Annotated in this window: 15 protein-coding genes and 5 tRNA genes; 8 read left to right on the top strand and 12 right to left on the bottom strand. The window is 51.9% G+C overall.

Annotated elements, in window-relative coordinates:
* Positions 1-521 precede the first annotated feature (521 nt).
* The 4 genes from ABVS15_RS01250 (at position 522) to ABVS15_RS01235 (ending at position 5671) form a co-directional block, all read left to right on the top strand.
* Positions 522-1712 (top strand): mandelate racemase/muconate lactonizing enzyme family protein, encoded by a 1191-nt coding sequence (locus ABVS15_RS01250; RefSeq protein ID WP_369281974.1) that lies wholly within the window; start codon positions 522-524, stop codon positions 1710-1712.
* A 165-nt stretch (positions 1713-1877) separates the two neighbouring features.
* Positions 1878-3299 carry an APC family permease gene (locus ABVS15_RS01245; RefSeq protein ID WP_369281973.1) on the top strand — a complete coding sequence of 474 codons (1422 nt, stop codon included), beginning with the start codon at positions 1878-1880 and terminating at the stop codon, positions 3297-3299.
* Between the two features lie 69 nt (positions 3300-3368).
* Positions 3369-4574, top strand: a complete 1206-nt coding sequence (locus tag ABVS15_RS01240; protein ID WP_369281972.1) for a mandelate racemase/muconate lactonizing enzyme family protein — start codon at positions 3369-3371, stop codon at positions 4572-4574.
* A 320-nt stretch (positions 4575-4894) separates the two neighbouring features.
* Complete coding sequence (locus tag ABVS15_RS01235; RefSeq protein WP_369281971.1) at positions 4895-5671, top strand: FadR/GntR family transcriptional regulator; 777 nt, start codon at positions 4895-4897, stop codon at positions 5669-5671.
* Positions 5672-6229: 558 nt separating this feature from the next.
* Here the strand turns inward: ABVS15_RS01235 and ABVS15_RS01230 are convergent.
* Positions 6230-6394: a hypothetical protein gene (locus tag ABVS15_RS01230; protein WP_369281970.1), complete on the bottom strand. Its 165-nt coding sequence runs from the start codon at positions 6392-6394 to the stop codon at positions 6230-6232.
* Between the two features lie 158 nt (positions 6395-6552).
* Positions 6553-7911, bottom strand: coding sequence for a hypothetical protein (locus tag ABVS15_RS01225; RefSeq protein WP_369281969.1), 1359 nt, complete (start codon positions 7909-7911; stop codon positions 6553-6555).
* 51 nt (positions 7912-7962) lie between these two features.
* Between ABVS15_RS01225 and ABVS15_RS01220 the strand changes: the two genes are divergently transcribed.
* Complete coding sequence (locus tag ABVS15_RS01220) at positions 7963-8328, top strand: hypothetical protein (RefSeq protein WP_369281968.1); 366 nt, start codon at positions 7963-7965, stop codon at positions 8326-8328.
* A 161-nt stretch (positions 8329-8489) separates the two neighbouring features.
* Here the strand turns inward: ABVS15_RS01220 and feoB are convergent, their stop codons facing one another.
* Positions 8490-10634 carry a ferrous iron transport protein B gene (feoB, locus tag ABVS15_RS01215; RefSeq protein WP_369281967.1) on the bottom strand — a complete coding sequence of 715 codons (2145 nt, stop codon included), beginning with the start codon at positions 10632-10634 and terminating at the stop codon, positions 8490-8492.
* 15 nt (positions 10635-10649) lie between these two features.
* Positions 10650-10889, bottom strand: a complete 240-nt coding sequence (locus ABVS15_RS01210; protein ID WP_369281966.1) for a ferrous iron transport protein A — start codon at positions 10887-10889, stop codon at positions 10650-10652.
* Positions 10890-10998: 109 nt separating this feature from the next.
* Here ABVS15_RS01210 and ABVS15_RS01205 point away from each other — a divergent pair, with 109 nt between their 5' ends.
* Positions 10999-11424 (top strand): metal-dependent transcriptional regulator, encoded by a 426-nt coding sequence (locus ABVS15_RS01205; protein ID WP_369281965.1) that lies wholly within the window; start codon positions 10999-11001, stop codon positions 11422-11424.
* Between the two features lie 680 nt (positions 11425-12104).
* On the opposite strand, the gene ABVS15_RS01200 is transcribed toward ABVS15_RS01205, so the two are convergent.
* The 8 genes from ABVS15_RS01200 to ABVS15_RS01165 all read right to left on the bottom strand — a co-directional run bounded on the left by ABVS15_RS01200 (position 12105) and on the right by ABVS15_RS01165 (position 14729).
* Positions 12105-12179 (bottom strand) — tRNA-Cys (locus ABVS15_RS01200).
* A 101-nt stretch (positions 12180-12280) separates the two neighbouring features.
* Positions 12281-12356 (bottom strand) — tRNA-Gly (locus tag ABVS15_RS01195).
* 3 nt (positions 12357-12359) lie between these two features.
* A tRNA-Phe gene (locus tag ABVS15_RS01190) sits at positions 12360-12435 on the bottom strand.
* A gap of 32 nt (positions 12436-12467) precedes the next feature.
* Positions 12468-12544 (bottom strand) — tRNA-Asp (locus ABVS15_RS01185).
* 26 nt (positions 12545-12570) lie between these two features.
* Positions 12571-12647, bottom strand: a tRNA-Val gene (locus tag ABVS15_RS01180).
* 119 nt (positions 12648-12766) lie between these two features.
* A complete protein-coding gene (gene hslO, locus ABVS15_RS01175; protein ID WP_369281964.1) occupies positions 12767-13651 on the bottom strand; it encodes an Hsp33 family molecular chaperone HslO in 885 nt (294 codons plus the stop codon).
* Positions 13648-14442, bottom strand: coding sequence for a class I SAM-dependent methyltransferase (locus ABVS15_RS01170; protein WP_369281963.1), 795 nt, complete (start codon positions 14440-14442; stop codon positions 13648-13650). The genes hslO and ABVS15_RS01170 overlap by 4 nt, the downstream gene beginning before the upstream one ends.
* The gene (locus ABVS15_RS01165) at positions 14439-14729 is read right to left on the bottom strand and encodes a YerC/YecD family TrpR-related protein (RefSeq protein WP_293010008.1); all 291 of its coding nucleotides are present in this window, start codon (positions 14727-14729) and stop codon (positions 14439-14441) included. The genes ABVS15_RS01170 and ABVS15_RS01165 overlap by 4 nt, the downstream gene beginning before the upstream one ends.
* Positions 14730-14974: 245 nt before the next feature.
* On the opposite strand from ABVS15_RS01165, the gene ABVS15_RS01160 reads away from it, so the two are divergent.
* Both ABVS15_RS01160 and ABVS15_RS01155 read left to right on the top strand, forming a co-directional pair.
* Positions 14975-15694 carry an RsiV family protein gene (locus ABVS15_RS01160; protein WP_369281962.1) on the top strand — a complete coding sequence of 240 codons (720 nt, stop codon included), beginning with the start codon at positions 14975-14977 and terminating at the stop codon, positions 15692-15694.
* Positions 15695-15719: 25 nt separating this feature from the next.
* Positions 15720-16352: an AAA family ATPase gene (locus ABVS15_RS01155; RefSeq protein WP_369281961.1), complete on the top strand. Its 633-nt coding sequence runs from the start codon at positions 15720-15722 to the stop codon at positions 16350-16352.
* The last annotated feature ends 71 nt before the right edge of the window (positions 16353-16423 follow it).

Raw genomic sequence — 16423 nt, 5'->3', positions numbered from 1 at the left:
AGGCGGTTGAGAAGCTGGAGCGTGCGGGATATAAGGCCATTGCAAAAACCTTCAATTTCCTGCCTGCTGCCGGTGACAGAGGGGACCCGCCGCAGCGGGGAGAGAGACGGGGGACTTTCTCGGTGAGACGGCCCGGCAGGCCGGTGCTCTTTGGCTCACCGCTCTTCCGTCCCGCTCGTAAAAATATGCGCAGGATGGCTTCGACATCTTTCACAAGGAGACTATGTCCCCGAAGATTGACAGAGCTTACAACCAAAAAACTGAACGATTTAAAACATAAGGGTCTGCAAAATAGGCAGGCCCTTTTTATATCTTCGTTCGGCGGGTATGATATTTTTTCACAAAGCGTATATACAATTTTGAAATCAGCGAAATGCACAACAAATTACTATGTTAATTTACATTTAATACAAGAAATAAACAATCCTCTTGACTTTATAAAGAATTAGATATATGTTTACAACATAGCGAACAACCGAACAAACGGATAACTAAAATAAATTTATGCGGAGGGATGAAGTATGAAAATTACAAAGGTGGAAGTGTTTCGATTGCCCACGGCCAACAGCAAGATGAACAGCCCGATTGGCTGCCGCATCTACACTGATGTTGGTATTCGTGGGGATGGCGAAGCCGGTATGGCTTATGGTGTGGGTGGTTCTGCGGCTTTTGGTATGGTCTGTGATCTGGCAGAGTTGATCATCGGTATGGATCCGCTGCAAACGGAACTTATTTGGGAAACCATGTACAAAAAGACGTTCTGGGGGCAGAACGGAGGTCCCGTGGTATTCTCAGGCATTGCCGCCATTGACGTTGCATTGTGGGATATTAAGGGCAAACATTTTAATGTCCCTGTTTACCAGCTGTTGGGAGGCAAGGTTCGCAATAAGCTTCGCACCTATGCAAGTCAGCTTCAGTTTGGCTGGGGGCAGGTAGGGGTAAGCGAACATCTTTGGGCCGTGAAGCCTGAGGATTATGCCTATAATGTGAAGCTGGCTATGGCAGAGGGGTTTGATGCGGTAAAAATTGACTTTTTTGATCGGGACGAAGAAGGCAAACCCCTGAACTTTTTGGATACAACCGGCTTCTTAACTCCTGCGCAGCTCAAGATGGTGGAGGCTCGGATGAAAGCAGCGAGGGAAGCCGCCGGCGATGGAGTGGATATCATTATGGAAAACCATTCTTATCCGGATGCGCTGGGTGCTGTGCAATTGGGGAAGCTGGCCGAGAAGTATCGTATTTTAGCCTTTGAAGAGCCGAATACACCCACGACTCAAACGGTGGAATACATCGCAAAGTATGTGAGTGTACCAATTGCCAACGGTGAACGTCTCTTTTCCCGCTGGCAATATGCCGACTACTTTAAGCGCAATCTTTTACAGCTGGCACAACCCGACATTGGAAACTGCGGCGGAATCAGTGAAGTCAAAAAAATCTGCGATATGGCGCACGCATTTGATGCGGGAATTCAGATTCATGTGGCGGGCAGTCCGTTATCTACCAATGCCGCGTTGCATTTGGAGTGCGTGATTCCCAATTTTGTGATACATGAGCATCACACATGTAATCGGATGGATACCTGCTTGGGTCTTACAAAGTATAACCTTCAGCCTGAGAACGGGTACTTCACGGTTCCCGATCTGCCCGGCATCGGTAACGAATTCTTGCAGGAAGCCATTGATAAAGCACTTTTGTACAAAATTGTGGAGTAATTCTCAAGGGCATTATGCTAGGGGAGAAAGGGGTGTAAATTTTGGCCGGTGAAAGGGCAGCGCGCCTGCTCCGGCATGTGGGATCCTGTAAAGGACTTTTAAATGGAAACGTTTCTGCAAGGATGTATTGATTACAATCAGGAGAGGAACTAAGGAGAGTTTGCTATGGCTATTAAAATTATTAAAGAGCCAGCGCCAAAACCCGGAACTCTTGGAAAAGTAGAACTCTATGCATTAGCTGTGGGCCAGGTGATTGGGGCCGGTGTAATCACGCTCATTGTCCCCGCAATCAAAATGACCGGCTATTCTGCGTGGCTTGCCTATTTAGCGGCGATTATCATGGGATTTATCATGGTCTTGCCTTTCGTCTTTATCTCGTCCACACTTCGTCTGGGCGGCGGTAACTATTCCATGCTATGTGAATTGGCAGGACCCACTGTTTCCGGCATCTACGCATTTTCTTATTTGACGCAATGTCTGGGCTTGTCTTTGTTTGGAGCTGCCGCATCCGCTTATCTGGGCGATATAATTCCCGTTCTGGGAGGAACGGTTCCTCGGGCCATTGTGGGAGTATCGCTGCTGACATTCTTTTTTGTTGTCAATCTGCTGGGTGTGGATGTCATGGCTAAAGCGCAAAAGCTGATGACATGGCTCCTCATTGCTGCATTGATTCTTTTTGCCATTGTCGGTATTTTCAAAATGAAATTACCAATTTTTAATTTTAGTGACCCCAATTTCCTGATCAACGGTTGGGGGATTACCTTTACCGATGGGCAGATTTCCGGTGGTTTCACAGGCGCACTGCTGCTGTTTGTATACTCTTGCCAGGGTTATTATATGACGACTGCCTATGGCCGCGACTCCAAGAATGCCACAAGGGATATTCCCGTAGCCATGCTGATGACGGTTCCCACATTGATTATTTTATATGTGGGGGTGGCCATGGCTGGCGTGGGTGTTATGAGCGTGAGTGAGTACGGTGCGTCTACGACACTGGTCTTTGCCGCACAGCGTATTTTCCCATCTTGGCTGTTCTACTTTTTCATTATTGGAGGCCCCATCATGGCGTTGCTGTCCACTTTAAACTCCAGCTTTGCCTATAACGCCATTACCATCGGTCAGTCATGTGATGACGGCTGGCTCCCATCTGCTTTTGGAAAACAAAATTCCAAGGGTTCGCGTATTTACATATTGACTTTTATGTATCTTATAGGAATTATTCCGATTGTTTTTGGCCTTTCAATTACAGTGATTACCAATATGGTGCAGATATTCACCTCATTCTTTGCATTTTTGAACTTTACGGCACAAATCAAAATGCCTTCCAAGTATCCGGAGGCATGGAAAAAATCTCGTTTCCACGTTTCTAACGGCCTGTATTTTGCAATCAACTTCTTGTCGCTGGCCGGGTTTATCGTGGTATTCTGGAAATCCTGCCTGTCCATGACTCCGGGATTGGCAACCGCAAACGTAGTGGTGCTCTTGTTAATGGCAATTGTTGGAGTTTGGAGGGCAAAGCGCGGCAATATCGAAATTCACACTTCTGTGTGGGCTGAAGATCAGGGGGAGTCCTCCACCGTAAAATAATTTGCTTTCTAAGTGTGAAAAGACTTTTCACATTGAAAGAACCATAGTAAAAGAAAGGAGCAACTATTTATGAAAATTACAAGTGTAGAATGTTACCTTGGGGACGGCGCTCTCGGTGGTTTTGTTACCATCAAGATGAACACAGATGAGGGCATCTATGGATTTGGTGAGGCTGGTTTGGCCTATGGAAACTGCTCGGAGGCAGCTTTCGGGCAGTGCCAGGACTTTGCCAAGCTGGTCATTGGCATGGATCCCTTTGACACGGAAAAAATTTGGGAACACCTGCATCGCCACACCTTCTGGGGCATGGGAGGCGGCGTGGTTGTCACTTCCGCCATGGCGGCCATCGACACCGCCTGCTGGGACATTAAGGGCAAGGCCTTAAATATGCCTGTCTACAAGCTGCTGGGAGGAAAGACCAACAATAAGCTCCGCGCCTATGCTTCTCAGCTCCAGTTCGGCTGGCGAAAACTCATTGAAAAAGACGACTCCCTAACGCTGCTGTTTGATCCCAAGGACTACTACGACGTAGTGAAAGACGCAATGGCCGAAGGCTATGATGCGGTCAAGATTGATCCTGTCTTTGCACCCTATGAAAAGAAATCCATGGGCGAAGTAATGTCCACGCAGGGGAATCAGATTCGGGGCTGCTATCGTGAGCATGACCTAAAGCGCTCCGTAGAGCGGATTGCGGCGGCCCGCGAGGCTGGCGGCGATGATTTGGATATCATCATTGAGATACATTCTTTGTTGGACGCCAATACTTCCGCAATTTTGGGCAAGGCACTGGAGCCCTACCGCATTATGTACTTTGAGGAGCCCACGATGCCGTGCAATCCCTCGCTTTTCAAGCATATCAAGGAGCGCAGCGGGCTGCCTCTGGCCACGGGTGAACGGAGCTATACTCGTTGGGGATTCCGGCAGTTTTTCGAGGACCGCACCTTGGACGTAATTCAGCCTGATCTGGCCAATACCGGCGGAATTACCGAAACAAAGAAGATCTGCGATATGGCGCAGGTCTATGATGTGGGTGTGCAGATCCACGTTTGCGGAGGTCCTATTGCCACCGCTGCTGCTCTTCAGGTGGAAGCCACCATCCCTAACTTTGTAATTCATGAGGAGCACAACGCGAATTTGCTGACCAAGTTTAAAAACGCCGGTAAATACTACTATGCGCCTCAGAATGGTTTCTATGAAATTCCCGAGTTGCCCGGAATCGGTCAGGAAATGAGCGAGGAATACATGTCCAAGGCGAAGAAGGTTATTATTAAGTAACAGCATAATCTCCCGTGATTTTCTGGTTTGGCAATGCAGCCGCCTTTCAATTGGAAGGCGGCTGCATTTAAAATCCTATATAATTTGCATAAAACATTGAAGCCGAATCCGGCAAAAAGGACCGTATACCGATGATAAAATAGGCGCTGTTTCTGTTTGAGAAAAGCGGCCAACCGGTTAGACTTAATAATGATTTGAATATTTATAAAACAATCTGTTTCCGTACGTTAATTTTTTGAATCATGACATTTAGGGTGACATTTTATAAAAAAGGAGTTATACTAAAAAGTAACAATGTTAAATGATGTTAGGTGAACAGAATGGAAACAGAAATCTTCGGCGGGGTTCCTCACCGAAAAATGAAAATCAGCCGGGTATCCATAGTCGATCAGGTTTGCGCGTCCATTAAACAGGACATTGCGGATGGTATCTGGAAAACAGGGGATAAGATCCCTTCGGAAGCCGAATTTGCCGATACCTTCGGCGTGAATCGCCTGAGCGTACGTATGGCTTTGCAGAAGCTCAGCACTTTAGGGATTATAGAAACCCGCGTGGGCGAAGGGTCTTTTGTGCGTGACTTTTCACTCCGGCCCGTGCTGAGTGAGATATCTGTTTTTTATGAGGGTACAGATCGCTATCGTGATGTGCAGCAACTACGCAATCTGTTGGAATATGAGTGTATGTGTTTGGCAATCCGTTCGGCCACCGATGCAGAGAAAGAAGAGCTTCATGACGCACTGATGCATTATAACAGCCTTGCAACGGATTATAATAAAAACTTGGATGATCCAACGGCGCTGGAACGTGTGGTGGATGCGGATTTTAATTTTCACTATAAAGTGGTGAAGATGAGCCACAACAGATTGTATAAGGACGTTTACTTCATGGTACAGCAGTTGATTCGCAGTCATATTACCCAGCTGCTCAGTACCCGGGCTCATCGTCGGGCAGAAGCGGGGCTTCCGCCTATGGGGGAAAACGATACCCATAATAAAATATACAGCTGCATCATCAACTCGGATATCGCCGCGCTTCGTCAGGTTACCGACGAAATGCTTGGAATTATACCGGCTAAGGGTATGGATATTTTTGACTGAGGGGCTACGCAAATATCCCTCCGGTTATTGGGCCTACGACGCCATTATGGCAGCGTCCACAACCGCATCATTCAGTAAACAGCACACAGGAGCCGGGCAAATGCCCGGCTCCTGTGATTTTTTCTGCAAAAAACGTGTGCGGTCTGTGCAATCAGACACTCTTTGGATCGCCGCTTTTCCTTGCCATTTGCAAGGGCAAATCATAAAGGGGCATGAATATAAAAAAATGAATTTTGACATCTATCTCCAAAGCGCCTATCTTCCAAACATGGATAAAGGCTATTCATTAAAATAATAATGGGGCGACGGAGGCACTTAAAGAATATAGGTATCAGCACAGCAATTGCACAATTATATGAATTCGGAAATATACTGAAAGAGCGAAGGTGTATTTTCTGCTCAATAAATGCAAGGGAGATAGTCCCATGAAATATGACGACAATAACAGTAGTGATTTTCCAAGAATGAATAGAATTCAATGTAATGATCTGTCTAAAAACAAATGTTGTAATTCATACCCACCGTGTCCTGGACCCTGTTGCGAACCAATATGTTGTATTACAGGTCCCACAGGCTCACAGGGTCCGCAAGGTCCGCAAGGTCCGCAAGGCCCGCAAGGTCCGCAAGGTCCACAGGGCCCACAGGGTCCGCAAGGTCCACAGGGCCCGCAAGGTCCACAGGGTCCACAAGGTCCGCAAGGTTCAACCGGTGCAACCGGTACAACTGGCGCAACCGGTGCGAATGGGGCACCGGGTCTCATCGGGCCGACCGGGCCCACCGGCGCTAACGGTTCAACAGGCCCCACCGGCGCAACCGGTGCGAATGGGGCACCGGGTCTCATCGGGCCGACTGGCCCCACTGGTGCTAACGGTGCGGCTGGTTCAACCGGTCCTACCGGTGCTAACGGTGCAACTGGTCCAACCGGCCCCACCGGCGCAACCGGCGCGGACGGGACACCGGGTCTCATCGGGCCGACTGGCCCCACCGGCGCAACCGGCGCGGACGGGGTACCGGGTCTCATCGGGCCGACTGGCCCCACTGGTGCTAACGGTGCAACTGGTCCAACAGGCCCAACAGGCCCAACTGGCGCAACAGGCGGGGACGGGGCACCGGGCCTCATCGGTCCAACTGGTCCCACCGGCCCCACCGGAACTTTTGAACCCGAAGAGACGATCTTCAATGTTCAGGGTCCCGTAGGGTCTGCTACCGTGGGAGTTGGACAAAACCTGATTTTCCAATCTTCTACGCTTGATATCACTGTAACGCAAGGTTCTGCTATCGTGACAATTGAAGATACTACCCCTGCCGGCCCTACCGGGCCGACTGGCGATGTAGGCCCTACCGGGCCGACTGGCGATGTAGGCCCTACCGGGCCGACTGGCGATGTAGGCCCTACCGGGCCGACTGGCGATGTAGGCCCTACCGGTCCGACTGGCGATGTAGGCCCTACCGGTCCGACTGGCGATGTAGGCCCTACCGGGCCGACTGGCGATGTAGGCCCTACCGGTCCGACTGGCGATGTAGGCCCTACCGGGCCGACTGGCGATGTAGGCCCTACCGGTCCGACTGGCGATGTAGGCCCTACCGGTCCGACTGGCGATGTAGGCCCTACCGGTCCGACTGGCGATGTAGGCCCTACCGGTCCGACTGGCGATGTAGGCCCTACCGGGCCGACCGGGGATGCAGGCTCCACCGGGCCGACCGGGGATGCAGGCCCCACCGGACCGACCGGAGATGCTGGCCCCACTGGTCCGACTGGAGATGCAGGTCCTACCGGGCCGACTGGCGATGTAGGCCCTACCGGGCCAACCGGAGATGCTGGCCCCACTGGTCCGACTGGAGATGCAGGCCCTACCGGACCGACCGGAGATACAGGCCCCACCGGGCCGACCGGAGATGCAGGTCCTACGGGGCCGACCGGGGATGCAGGTCCTACGGGACCGACCGGGGATGCAGGTCCTACGGGGCCGACCGGAGATGCAGGTCCCACCGGGCCGACCGGAGATGCAGGCCCTACCGGGCCGACTGGCGATGTAGGCCCTACCGGGCCTACCGGAGATGCAGGTCCCACCGGTCCTACCGGAGATGCAGGCCCTACCGGGCCGACTGGCGATGTAGGTCCTACCGGCCTGACTGGCGATGTAGGTCCCACCGGTCCGACCGGCGATGTAGGTCCTACCGGGCCGACCGGAGACGCAGGCCCCACCGGGCCGACCGGAGATGCAGGCCTCCCGGGTCAACCTGCCCAGCTGTCAGGTATTCAGGTGCAATATATCATTACGGAGACAGAAATGATTGATGACGGTGACCCTATTCCGTTTAACCAGTTAATTGACAGCAATGGCACTTATGTTACTTTCAATGCTAGTACAGGAGAGCTCACATTGCAACAACCGGGTAGCTATTATGTCAATTGGTGGGCAGCGGTAGGCGGTTCCCCCATAGCAACCACATTCTCGCTTGCTTTACAGGTAAACGGAGTGGTTCACTCAAACTCCTCTTCGACCATTAACAGTGAGCAAATATCCGGTTCAGATTTTCTTACTATCACAACCACGCCCGCTGTCATTACACTCAACAACGTCACAGGCAACCAAATTTTCTTTTTCGATCTTCTTGCAACCGCAAACCTGAGCATTATTTATCTTGAAGTGTAATTCCAAATAGTTTCATCACTTTGGCATTCTTGGGGTCTTCTGTTCTTAATGAGAGCGGAAGGCCCTAATGCCATTATCCTGATCTCTTAAAGATCGCTTCCCATTTTTTAGATAAAATAAAGATGATGCACGAAGCGCCACTTCGTGCATCATCTTTTCTATTAAAGAAACAGCTTTGCAAAGCTTGCAAATAAAATGCAGGTGCCAACACCGATCACCGTGGGAATACCCATAGCCAACGCAGTCCATTTCCAGCTGCCGGTTTCTTTTTTTATGGTTAACAAAGTTGTTGAACAGGGCCAGTGTATCAAAGAAAAAAGCATGGTGCTGATAGCGGTAACCCAGGTCCAGCCATTTAAAACGAATAGCTGCTTCATTTCTGCAAGGCTATCCAGTTCAAGAAGACTTCCCTGTGACATATAAGCCATAATCATAATTGGAATGACAATTTCATTGGCCGGAAAGCCCAATATAAAGGCGATCAATATTACCCCGTCCAGTCCCATCAGACGTGCGAAAGGATCCAAAAATGCAGTGCAGTAATTTAGAATGCTGATGCCGCCTACCATAATATTGGCCATCATCCATATGACCAATCCTGCAGGTGCGGCAACAATGATGGCTCTTCCCAGTACAAATAATGTGCGATCAAAAATAGAACGAACAATTACCTTACCAATCTGGGGCTTTCGATAAGGAGGAAGTTCAAGCGTAAAAGAAGATGGTACACCTTTTAATAGCGTTGCAGAAAGTAGTTTTGTGACGCCAAACGTAATCAGGACGCCAAGCAGTATAACCACCGTCAGCAGTACGGCAGAGAACAGAGAAGCGATCGTTCCGCCTTGTACACCGACAAAGAACATGGTTAGTATTGCGATCAACGTAGGAAATCGACCGTTACACGGAACGAAGTTATTTGTCAAAATGGCCAATAGCCTTTCGCGCGGAGAATCGATGATTCTGCACCCAATAATTCCGGCGGCGTTACAGCCAAATCCCATGCACATAGTCAGTGACTGTTTGCCGCAAGCACGGCAGCATTTAAAGGGTTTATCAAGATTGTAAGCAACGCGCGGCAGGTAACCGGCATCCTCCAGCAGCGTGAATAGTGGAAAAAAGATGGCCATAGGAGGCAGCATCACTGAAATGACCCACGCCAGAACACGATAAACGCCAAGCACCAGTACGCCGTGCAACCAGTCCGGCGCGTTCATAAAGTGGAAAAGGGATGTCAATCTATCCTGTACCCAGAATAAACCGTCAGCCAACAATTGTGATGGCACATTTGCGCCGCTGATGGTCAGCCAGAATACCATAGCCAATAGCAGAATCATAATCGGGTACCCGGTTTGTCTACTGGTAAGAATGCGATCCATTTTGCGATCAAACGCATCATATTTTTCTTTTTGGAAAATCACAGTATCGCGGCAAATTTTCTCCGCAGCGGTCACCAGTGCAGAAACCACCTTATCTTTGAGCTGGTCCGGTCCGATACCACTCTGCGTTAATTTAAGTTTTGCGATCTCTAAGGCAGCGATTAGTGTCTCATCCAGTAAAAAGTCATTGCCAAGATAGGCATTTATCTCGCTGATAAGCGATTGATCCTGATCCAGCAGTTTAAGACTCAGCCATCGGCTATTCAGCTTTCCGTTTGTTTTTTGCCTGACGATCGGCTCAATCAGGTCAATGGCCTGCTCAATTTCGTCTGAATAGCGAACACTGAGTGGAGCCGGGCAATGTTCTGCGTCTATCATGTCATCCAGCGTACTTAAAAGCGCTGTAAGACTTTTACGTTTTCGGGCAACAGTTCCAATCACCGGTACGCCTAGGCGTTCAGAGATCTTTGCCAAATCAATCTTGATATTTTTTCGTTTGGCTTCATCCATTAAATTAACGCAAACAATCACTTTTGAAGATATTTCAATCGTCTGCAAAACGAGGTTTAGGTTCCGTTCTAGGCAGGTGGCGTCACAGATGACGACCACGGCATCCGGTTCTCCGAAGCAGATAAAGTTGCGCGCAACTTCTTCCTCGGCAGAGTGGGCCATTAACGAATATGTACCGGGTATATCCACCATGACATAAGCGTGCTTGCTGGTGGCGCAATACCCCTGCGCATTCGTTACGGTTTTTCCCGGCCAGTTTCCGGTATGCTGGTTCATCCCGGTTAATGCGTTAAACACGGTGCTTTTACCCACATTTGGATTACCGGCAATGGCGATCACTTTATCAGAGGGAGAGAGCCTTTTAATTTCCAAACCGGAATCTACTGCTTTAATACCGACCGAACTGTTGGTCAGGCCCATTTTATTCACCGCTTTCTAACAAGGTAACTGAATTAAGATATTACGACAATCTTCTGATCGGATGGCAATGACTGCGCCACGAATTAAAAAGGCTGTGGGGTCTCCGCCAGGGCTTCGGCCAATGCACTCCACATCGGTATTTTCAATTAAACCAATATCAAGTAACCGACGCCGTATACTGCCTGATGAAAGCAATTCACGCACGGTAGCATGCTGACCGGGGATTAAAACGTTGAGCGTACTAAGCTGATTCATATAATGCGCACCCTTCGAATAATTTAGGATAAGGAAACTTTCAGCCTTATACTATTCTATTGCTGCGTAATGTGTTACAGCAAGATACGAAGGGATGGCGTAAAGCAACATGGATAAAGCGAGCGGGTTTTACACATTAAAAGGCTATCAGCTCAACACACAACTGGAGCTGACCACGGCAATGGAAGATTATCTTGAAATGATTTGCCGCATTATGCAAAGTGACAATCATGTAAAGGTTCGAGATTTGTCGTATCAATTGCATGTTAGGCCCTCATCGGCGAGCAAAATGCTTCAGCAGCTGAATAATGCAGGGTATATCCATGCTGAAAAATATGGTGATATTTCTTTAACCGACAAGGGACGTGAAACAGGGGGATATCTTCTTTATCGGCATGAAGTAATTCATCGATTTTTATGCCTGCTTAATTGCTCTGATAATGAATTGGAGCAGGTTGAAAAAATCGAGCACTTTCTAGATCGGAAAACGATTGATAATCTTAACTCGTTAGTTGAGCGTCTGCAATTAGAGTGATAGTTACCAGGCATTGCGAACAGCGCCAGTTCTTCTTCGGCTGCGCGACCTGCATCCGTGAGAGTGTTCACAGTCATTTCGGCTTTGCAGAAAACAAAGTTTACTACAAACTCAAAGGCGGCCCCAGGAACATGTTCCCGGGGGCCGCCTTAATTGTGCGTTGATGCGGAATATTCAATTTACAAGAAAAACACCGTCAGGCGTGAGCTGCTATACCCTGTGGGTGACCCACAGACTGTTAGTCCTCCACATACTCCATCAGATCGCCCGATTGGCAGTGCAGCAGGCGACAGGGGCACATCCCGGCAAAGGTCATCACACAGGCAGACCTTCGCTACTCCTCTTTGGCTCGCAGGACTACATTAAACGGATTCTCCGGGACCGATGGACAATGAGCAGTACACCGCGTGGCCCAAGCATCACGCGGAGCATTACTAAAGGGCAGGGGAGATATTTCCTCCAGGGCCACGAGCACCCTTATGGGGTGGGGGGCTAAGAAGCTGCGATGAAACGCCGATTGATCATGATACTTCCTCACGGCCCCACATGGACTTGATGGGAGGCTGCATCCGTGTGCAGTCCTATGCGCCATCACTATGGCGGTTTCTTCGCGGTTTTGTCTCAAATACAAATTTGAGACAAAGGCACAACCTTTTGTACCTTTGTCTCAGATTCGTTTCTGGAGGTGACACCCGGATTTGAACCGGGGAATAAGGGTTTTGCAGACCCTTGCCTTACCACTTGGCTATGTCACCATGATATTTAATAGTATATACGAAATGCCGGAAAAAGTCCAGCAAAATTTAAAAGTTATAGGAAAACTAAATGCCCACACCCCTGTGTGGGCATTCAGTTTTGGAGCGGGCAACGAGGCTCGAACTCGCTACCTCCACCTTGGCAAGGTGGCGCTCTACCAGATGAGCTATGCCCGCAAATGGTGCCTTCGATCGGAATCGAACCAATGACACGAGGATTTTCAGTCCTCTGCTCTACCAACTGAGCTACGAAGGCATATGCGGGAAGCGGCGCTTCCCGCGGGAAAATGGCGACCCGGAACGGGCTCGAACCGTCGACCTCTAGCGTGACAGGCTAGCGTTCTAACCAACTGAACTACCGGGCCATGGACCTTTTGCTGAGAGCTTGAGGTGGTGGGAACAACTGGACTCGAACCAGTGACCCCCTGCTTGTAAGGCAGGTGCTCTAACCAGCTGAGCTATGCTCCCGAATGCCGCTCGCTCTCGTCAGACGGCAAAAGTTATTATACAAAAAGGTCCGCGATCTGTCAACTAAAAATCCCAAAATTTTTAAAAAGATTTTTTTCAATTACAAAATGCTTGGATTTTCAGCGCTTTGCAGAGGCCAGCAGCGTTTCCAGCTCTGCCTTTGTAAAGATCTGAACGCTGTCACAGAACCGGCAGGTCAGCTCTGCGCCGCCCTGATCGTCGATCAGGCTGCGCAGCTCCGCGGCGCCCATGGAGATCAGCGCCCGCTCCATTCGCCTCCGGGAGCAGGTGCAGCGGTACTCCACGGGGCGCTCCTCCAGAATTTGCAGCTCAAATTCCGGCAGCGCTGCCCGCAGCAGATCCGCAGGTTCCGGATATTTCTCCAGAAGCGCTGTAACGGCTCCGGCGGCCATCAGGCCGCTTTCCACCCGGGCAACGGTATCCTCGCCTGCACCGGGCAGCAATTGGACGAGATAGCCGCCCGCAGCGCGCACGCTCTGATCCCGGTCTACCAGCACACCCAGACCACAAGCCGAGGGAACCTGCTCGGATTCGACGAAATAGGCCGCCAGGTCCTCGGCGATCTCACCGCCCATCAGGCCCACGCTGCCCACATACGGCTCCTTCATATTCAAATCCCGGATGACGGTGAGGGTTCCCTCACTGCCAACAGCTCCGCCCACGTCCAGTTTCCCATCGGGGCGAAGGGGGAGGTCCACAGCGGGGTTGTCCACCGTGCCCCGGACGTTGCCCTCGTTGTCCGACACGGCCATCACAAGGCCCAGCGGGCCGCCGCCCCGGAATTGCAGGGACACGCTGGCGCCGTCCTCTTTCAGGGCGTTGCCCATCATGGAGGCCGCCGCCAGAGTGCGGCCCAGCGCGGCGGTGGCCACGGGGAGGGTGCGGTGGATGTTCCGTGCCCGCTCGGTCAAGCTTCGGCTGGAGATGGCGGAGGCCTTGATATAGCCGTCCGCCGAGATTGCTCTTACGATTTTGTCGCTCATGCGTTGCTCCTTTTTCGCGTTTGTGGTTGCTTTTGGCTGCCCTCGGGCTTACGGCAGCGGAAAATCACCCGATCCTCGTCCGGGCGGGGGGCGGATTGGCGCAGGTCGCCTGTGACATGAATATCCCGGAAGCCCGCCGCTTCCAAGAGAAGACGCAGCTCGTCCTCTTCCCATGCCCGCTCCCGGTGCTCCTCCCACGCGCGGTCCCAGGCCCCGTCGGGGCGCAGTGAAAAAAGGTCTACGCCATAGGTGCAGACCTTAGTTTTTTCAGAAAAAGCTGTGCGCCAGACACAGAAGGAATCCTCCGACTCGTCTGTATACACCTCTCCGTCCATCCGCCGCAGCTTGTAAGGCGTGTTCACGTCGAACACAAACAGTCCGCCGGGGCGCAGCCATTTAAACACCCTGCGCAGCGTCTCCCGCATGGCGGCGTCGCCCGTCACGTAGTTCAGCGCGTCCAAAGTGGAAACGGCGGCGTCCACCGGCTCCGCGAGACGCAGGTGGTTCATGGACTGGCAAATCAGCAGGGGCCGCCGGTCCTCGGGCAGGGCCTCCGCCTTGCGGGCGGCCTCTGTCAGCATTTCCTCCGACAGGTCGGCTCCGATCATCCGATAGCCTAAAGCTGCCAGAAGACAAGTGACTGTGCCGGTGCCGCAGCCGAGGTCCAGCACCGTTTCAACGCGCTGTGGCTCCTTTTGCAGCAGGCGGTGAAGATAGGCCGCCCGCTTTCGGTGCGCTCCGTCGGCGATCAGCGCATCATAGGCCCCGGCCAGGGACTGATAGCGGCTCATTTCTTTTTCTGGCGATCGAAAATCACTTCGTATCCGCCCGCGCCGTAGCTCAACGACCGGTTTACCCGGCTGATGGTGGCGCTGGATGCTCCGGTGCGCTCCAGAATATCGTTATAAATCAGCCCCTCGTGCAGCAATGTGGCTACCTCAAAGCGCTGTTCCATGGACCGCAGCTCCGAAACGGTGCACAGGTCCTGAAAAAAGTTGTAGCACTCCTCTTCATTTTTCAGCAGGAGAATTGCCTTATACAGCTCTCCATTTTTCTCTTTTTTTCCAATCTTGACCATGACTGGCTCCTTTCCAAACGTAGGCGGCGTTTTGCCGCGCTTCTGATTGCTCATTTTACTATTTTACAGCATGAAAGTAAAGGGGGGAGATGTTGATTTTTTTAATTCCGGTCCGAATCTAATTTCGGGCTTTTGGAGCCGGGCGGCGGGGGGCACCCCGCAGTGTCCGGCGGCATACGCTGGAGCATGAATCATTTCGGCCGGCGGGGAGCGTTCGCCGTCTTGAACGTGTGAAGGAGGCTGCCATGCGCGATCAGATAAAGCTGGAACCGTTTGTTGCCCAGCGGGAGTGGACGGTGGACGGAATCCCCGTGCTCACTGCGGAACTGTCCCTTCCCCGGCCCGTGGGGGAGGGGGAACGTTCGGACCGCAGGCTTGCGCGGTACTATCAGCTCTATGCCCGTGCCTATCTGCGCTATTGTGAGCGCTGGCTTTTCCCCCAGTCGGCGGAGGCCTGCCGCCTGGCCATGGAGAACAGCGCGCCCATCCCCCAAGACTTTGCCCGGCTCACCTACTGCGTCACCTGCAACGGCGGCGGCGTGCTGAGCCTGTACACCGAATCCGTGGAGCGGTGCGGTGGGCGGATGGAGCGGAGGCGGCACGGGGACACATGGGATTTGCTCACCGGTGCGCCGATTCCTCTCTCCGCCTGCTTTTCAAAAAAATACCCCTGGCGAAAAGCGCTGCTGCGGGAAGCGGAGACGGAGATGGAGCGGCGGGAGCGGGCCGGAGCGGCCCGGTATCGGGAGGGATGGCGGCGGCTTTTGCGCCGCAGCTTTAACCCAGACCATTTCTACCTCTCGGAGACAGAGCTTTTCTGGTTCTGGCAGACGCTGGCCGTGGCCCCCTCCGCAGAGGGCGTCTCGGTTTTTTCCGTGCCCTACGGTGAAAATGATTGTTTTTTTCCCGGAATCCGTGATATTATACAGGAGACAAAAGAGGAAACGGCGCAGGGGAAGATTTGAGTTCCCTGCCGGAAGGAGCAAGGATATGGAACATAAAATGGTAATGACCATCGGACGGGAATTTGGCAGCGGTGGCCGGGAAATTGGGAAGCTGGCGGCCCAAAAGCTGGGGCTGCCCTATTACGACAAGGAGCTGATTGTGCTGGCGGCGGAAAAGTCCGGCCTCAGCCCGGAGTATCTGGCGGGGCTTGACGAGCAGTCCGTCAGCAGCTTTCTGTATTCCTTTTCCGGGGCCAACTTCTCTATGGGGATGCGGTCGGGCAGCGTGAACCTGCTACCTCCCGCGGATCAGCTGTTTTTGTCCCAGTCCGAGGTCATTCGGGACATTGCGGCACAGGGCGGCGCGGTGATTGTGGGCCGCTGTGCGGATTATGTGCTTCAGGAAAAGGGCCCTCATGTAAACGTCTTCGTGCAGGCACCCATGCGCAGCCGTATCCGGCGGGTGATGGAGCGGCATGAGCTGGACCAGAAGGCGGCGGAGGCGCTGATGCTGAAAACCGACAAAAACCGCGCCAACTACTATTTTCACTTCACCGGTGAAAAGTGGGGCGACCGAAAGTGCTTTGATCTGGTGCTCTCCAGCGCCATCGGCATTGAGCCGTCGGTGAACATGATTGTGGACTATTATCTTCAGGTGGAGGCAGGCCTTCAAAAATAAACGCTGCAAGGGTCCGGAAAAGAGAGAACCTCCGGGAGCCGGAAGGCCGGACCTTGGAAAGGCGGAGAAGC

Source organism: Oscillibacter sp. GMB15532 (assembly GCF_041020825.1).
Taxonomy (GTDB): Bacteria; Bacillota; Clostridia; order Oscillospirales; family Oscillospiraceae; genus Oscillibacter.
Note: the sequence above shows the minus strand (reverse complement) of the source record. Positions and strands in the feature narration are given on the sequence as shown.

What these genes read in the sequence shown, in the direction of transcription:
- ABVS15_RS01250 (WP_369281974.1), top strand. Translation starts at nt 522, where the DNA reads ATGAAAATTACAAAGGTGGAAGTGTTTCGATTGCCCACGGCCAACAGC.
- ABVS15_RS01245 (WP_369281973.1), top strand. Translation starts at nt 1,878, where the DNA reads ATGGCTATTAAAATTATTAAAGAGCCAGCGCCAAAACCCGGAACTCTT.
- ABVS15_RS01240 (WP_369281972.1), top strand. Translation starts at nt 3,369, where the DNA reads ATGAAAATTACAAGTGTAGAATGTTACCTTGGGGACGGCGCTCTCGGT.
- ABVS15_RS01235 (WP_369281971.1), top strand. Translation starts at nt 4,895, where the DNA reads ATGGAAACAGAAATCTTCGGCGGGGTTCCTCACCGAAAAATGAAAATC.
- ABVS15_RS01220 (WP_369281968.1), top strand. Translation starts at nt 7,963, where the DNA reads ATGATTGATGACGGTGACCCTATTCCGTTTAACCAGTTAATTGACAGC.
- feoB (WP_369281967.1), bottom strand. Translation starts at nt 10,634, where the DNA reads ATGGGCCTGACCAACAGTTCGGTCGGTATTAAAGCAGTAGATTCCGGT.
- ABVS15_RS01210 (WP_369281966.1), bottom strand. Translation starts at nt 10,889, where the DNA reads ATGAATCAGCTTAGTACGCTCAACGTTTTAATCCCCGGTCAGCATGCT.
- ABVS15_RS01205 (WP_369281965.1), top strand. Translation starts at nt 10,999, where the DNA reads ATGGATAAAGCGAGCGGGTTTTACACATTAAAAGGCTATCAGCTCAAC.
- hslO (WP_369281964.1), bottom strand. Translation starts at nt 13,651, where the DNA reads ATGAGCGACAAAATCGTAAGAGCAATCTCGGCGGACGGCTATATCAAG.
- ABVS15_RS01170 (WP_369281963.1), bottom strand. Translation starts at nt 14,442, where the DNA reads ATGAGCCGCTATCAGTCCCTGGCCGGGGCCTATGATGCGCTGATCGCC.
- ABVS15_RS01165 (WP_293010008.1), bottom strand. Translation starts at nt 14,729, where the DNA reads ATGGTCAAGATTGGAAAAAAAGAGAAAAATGGAGAGCTGTATAAGGCA.
- ABVS15_RS01160 (WP_369281962.1), top strand. Translation starts at nt 14,975, where the DNA reads ATGCGCGATCAGATAAAGCTGGAACCGTTTGTTGCCCAGCGGGAGTGG.
- ABVS15_RS01155 (WP_369281961.1), top strand. Translation starts at nt 15,720, where the DNA reads ATGGAACATAAAATGGTAATGACCATCGGACGGGAATTTGGCAGCGGT.